The 2,882-nt window shown below is 57.6% G+C and carries 4 protein-coding genes and 1 pseudogene; 2 read left to right on the top strand and 3 right to left on the bottom strand.

Annotated features, from left to right (window positions below):
- Window positions 1–13 precede the first annotated feature (13 nt).
- Complete coding sequence (locus tag RR877_RS10275) at window positions 14–652, bottom strand: GNAT family protein (RefSeq protein ID WP_110234353.1); 639 nt, start codon at window positions 650–652, stop codon at window positions 14–16.
- A 56-nt stretch (window positions 653–708) separates the two neighbouring features.
- Here RR877_RS10275 and RR877_RS10270 point away from each other — a divergent pair, with 56 nt between their 5' ends.
- Together RR877_RS10270 and RR877_RS10265 are read left to right on the top strand one after the other, a co-directional pair.
- Entirely contained in the window at window positions 709–1,290 is a 582-nt protein-coding gene (locus RR877_RS10270) for a 5-formyltetrahydrofolate cyclo-ligase (protein ID WP_280802297.1), read from the top strand.
- Window positions 1,291–1,320: 30 nt separating this feature from the next.
- The gene (locus tag RR877_RS10265; protein ID WP_280796579.1) at window positions 1,321–1,563 is read left to right on the top strand and encodes an FmdB family zinc ribbon protein; all 243 of its coding nucleotides are present in this window, start codon (window positions 1,321–1,323) and stop codon (window positions 1,561–1,563) included.
- A 6-nt stretch (window positions 1,564–1,569) separates the two neighbouring features.
- Here the strand turns inward: RR877_RS10265 and RR877_RS10260 are convergent, their stop codons facing one another.
- Window positions 1,570–1,764, bottom strand: coding sequence for a hypothetical protein (locus RR877_RS10260; protein WP_110234359.1), 195 nt, complete (start codon window positions 1,762–1,764; stop codon window positions 1,570–1,572).
- A gap of 12 nt (window positions 1,765–1,776) precedes the next feature.
- Window positions 1,777–2,882: pseudogene (locus RR877_RS10255) on the bottom strand (hypothetical protein); the annotation flags it as partial.

The raw sequence follows: 2,882 nt of genomic DNA, 5'->3' as shown, positions 1-2,882 counted from the left end.
CTGCAGGAAAGCGTTATCGACCCAGAGCATCGAAGTCAGCGGCAGGAACCATGCTGACATCCGCAGGGACAAGACCCAACTGCCATCTATTGAGAACCCCCGCAGGCACTTCTTCTTGCGTGAGGGCGTAAGAAAAGTGGTCACGCCAGTCGCCGTTAATGTGGATATAGCGGCGACGTAAGCCCTCATAACGGAAGCCCAGCTTCTCCACGATGCGCAGCGATGCTGCGTTCTCGGGACGAATGCAGATCTCCATGCGATGAAGACCCAAGTTCTGCAGGCAGTAATCAGTTGCCAGGGCAACGGCCGTGGGGGTCACTCCCTTGCCTGCCACGCGTTCTGCAACCCAGTAGCCCAGCTGCGCGGAAGAGAGAGACCCATAGACAATGCCGGAGACGTTGAGTTGACCAACCAGTTCGCCGTCATATTCGATGGCGAAGGGCAGTCCCGATCCCGCGCGTGCGTGGGCTAGGAGGTTCTTGATTCCTGCTTTGGTGTCAAAGCTGACAAAGCTTTGAGGAGCGGTGGCTTCCCACTGGCGCAGCCATGAGCGATTACGCATCAGCTCTTCTTCGAGCTTCTTGGCATCGCGGGGTTTAATCCCACGAATGCTCACGCGACCCTCGGTCAGAGTCGGAATGATGGCGGCCATGCCCACCAGCCTAACGAAGCCCACTGGCTGATGTGAGAGGCAATTAGACTGGGGGCATGACCGAAGACCTCGTGGCCGCAAAGCAGGCTTTGCGTGCCGAGATTCGTGATCGTCGCCGCAATATGAGTGCCCACGAACGTGATGCCGACACTGCTGCGATTACAGAGCACCTGAAGCACCTTGTTGCTGCCCGTGGCGTGAAGAAGCTTTCCTGCTATCTCGCCACCCCCACCGAGCCCGAAACTCGCCCCTTCCTCACCTGGGCCTATGAGAACAACATTGAAGTTCTTCTTCCCGTGACCCGTGATGACGGCTTGCTGGACTGGGCCATTGCAAATGACACCCCCGATGAAAACATCGGGATGTTTGGCTTGCCTGAGCCCACTGGTGAACTGCTCGGACCTATCGCCATCAATGGTGTGGACCTCATTATTGTTCCTGCCTCCGCAGTGGATAAGAAGGGTGTGCGCATGGGCTGGGGTCGTGGCTACTTCGACAAGACCCTCGGCTCGATGGGCAAACGTCCACCTGTCTATGCCATCGTGTTCGATAGTGAATACGTTGATTCACTCCCCCGCGAAGTGCATGACCAGCCGGTGACCGGCGTGGTCACCCCTTCCGCCCTCATTACGTTCTAATTCGCACCACCAACGCAACACGGAGATCTTGTGCCCACCTATTCCTACCGCTGCACCGAGTGTGACAACGCTTTCGATATTCAGCAGGCACTCAGCGATGACTCACTGACCGAATGCCCTTCCTGCAAGGGCAAGCTGCGCAAATTGTTCAACACCGTGGGCGTGACGTTCAACGGCTCTGGTTTCTACCGCACAGACTCTCGCTCGAGTGGAGACTCGAAGAGTTCAAGCTCAGGCTCGAGCACTTCTGGCTCGTCCAGTTCTTCTTCCTAAGAAGCGTTAGCCCCAGTGGGGTGGTTTGTCGCGCTTAAGCTGTTCATCATTACTCAGACTGCGCTCTGCCCAGTCTTCCCCTGAGTCGTCTGCAGGAGCATCAACAAAGCTGGGATCAACCGTGACACCCTCTGGTTGCCACTGAACACGGCGGTTCTTGCGTGAACGGGGAGTTGGCGCAGAGTCGGACTTCTCAGCCATCAGATGCGTTCTTTACTTTTCAGGAAGATCGATGGGCTCAGTGATCGCGTCAGGCTCAACACTGCGAGGAGAATCTGTAACGACCTCGGTCACCGTGACGGATTCTTCAACCACGTCTTCGATGAGGAGTTCACCATCAATTTCTTCGACAACGACAGTTTCCGTCAGCTCAACGGAGACAACTTCTTCCACGATCTCGTTGTCGATGACCTCGTCGACGACCTCTTCCACCACAACCGTTGCAGCAGCGGCAGCAACTGGAATCTCAATGGGTGCGGTTTGAATGTCGTCTTCCTGGGGCTCAACACCGATGAGTGCCGCAATACGAGTGGCAACAGCCTCGGGATCAGCAAAGAGTTCAAAGGCGTGAATGCGGATGTAGTGCCAACCGAGGCGGCGCAGCATCTCGGGGCGCAAACGTAGTGATTCGCGCAGGCTGCCTCGAGCCAGCACAGCATCGGTCTCCACCGCAACAGCACGGCCCTGGAAGGACGCTGCCAGGGCAATCTCGCCTGCGTGGTTGAGCGAGACGCGGAGACCACGACGCTCCAAGCGCTTCGCCAGATCAACCAGCATGGGCTCAGGCGCATCGGTGTTCTCGGCACGAGTGTGAGGCTTCTCGGTCTCGGAGAGGACCTCAGCCAGTGCGCGCATACCGTCCGAGAGGCGACTCTCATCGATGTCACCAGGACGGAAGCAGGAGACAATCTCCATCGAACGACGAGCACGGGTCATGCCCACTGCAAGCAGTCGCTCACCACCAGGAAGAGCCAGTGCGCCAAAGTCAGAGAGCAAACGACCATGAGGAGTGCGACCATAACCGATAGAGAAGATGACGCGGTCGCGGCTTTGTGCCACGGCCTGCTCGAGGGTCATCACAGCGAAGGCTTCGGGGCGATCTTCTAAGATGAACTCGGCCAGATCAGCACGGCGAGCAAAAGCAGAGAGAACGGATTGCTCTACGCGCACGGCATGCTTGGGGCTGGCCGTGATGACCATGAGTGATTCGGTGGGGCGCTCTGCGGCGTGTTCGAGCACGAGCTCCACCACACGTGAAACTTCAGCATCCACGCTCTCGACAGCACCGGTAGACGAGTCAGGCATTCCGGTTCCATCAG

Origin of the sequence: Aurantimicrobium sp. (genome assembly GCF_036667855.1) — a bacterium.
Lineage (GTDB): Bacteria > Actinomycetota > Actinomycetes > Actinomycetales > Microbacteriaceae > Aurantimicrobium.
Note: the sequence above shows the minus strand (reverse complement) of the source record. Positions and strands in the feature narration are given on the sequence as shown.

What these genes read in the sequence shown, in the direction of transcription:
- RR877_RS10275 (WP_110234353.1), bottom strand. Translation starts at nt 652, where the DNA reads ATGGCCGCCATCATTCCGACTCTGACCGAGGGTCGCGTGAGCATTCGT.
- RR877_RS10270 (WP_280802297.1), top strand. Translation starts at nt 709, where the DNA reads ATGACCGAAGACCTCGTGGCCGCAAAGCAGGCTTTGCGTGCCGAGATT.
- RR877_RS10260 (WP_110234359.1), bottom strand. Translation starts at nt 1,764, where the DNA reads ATGGCTGAGAAGTCCGACTCTGCGCCAACTCCCCGTTCACGCAAGAAC.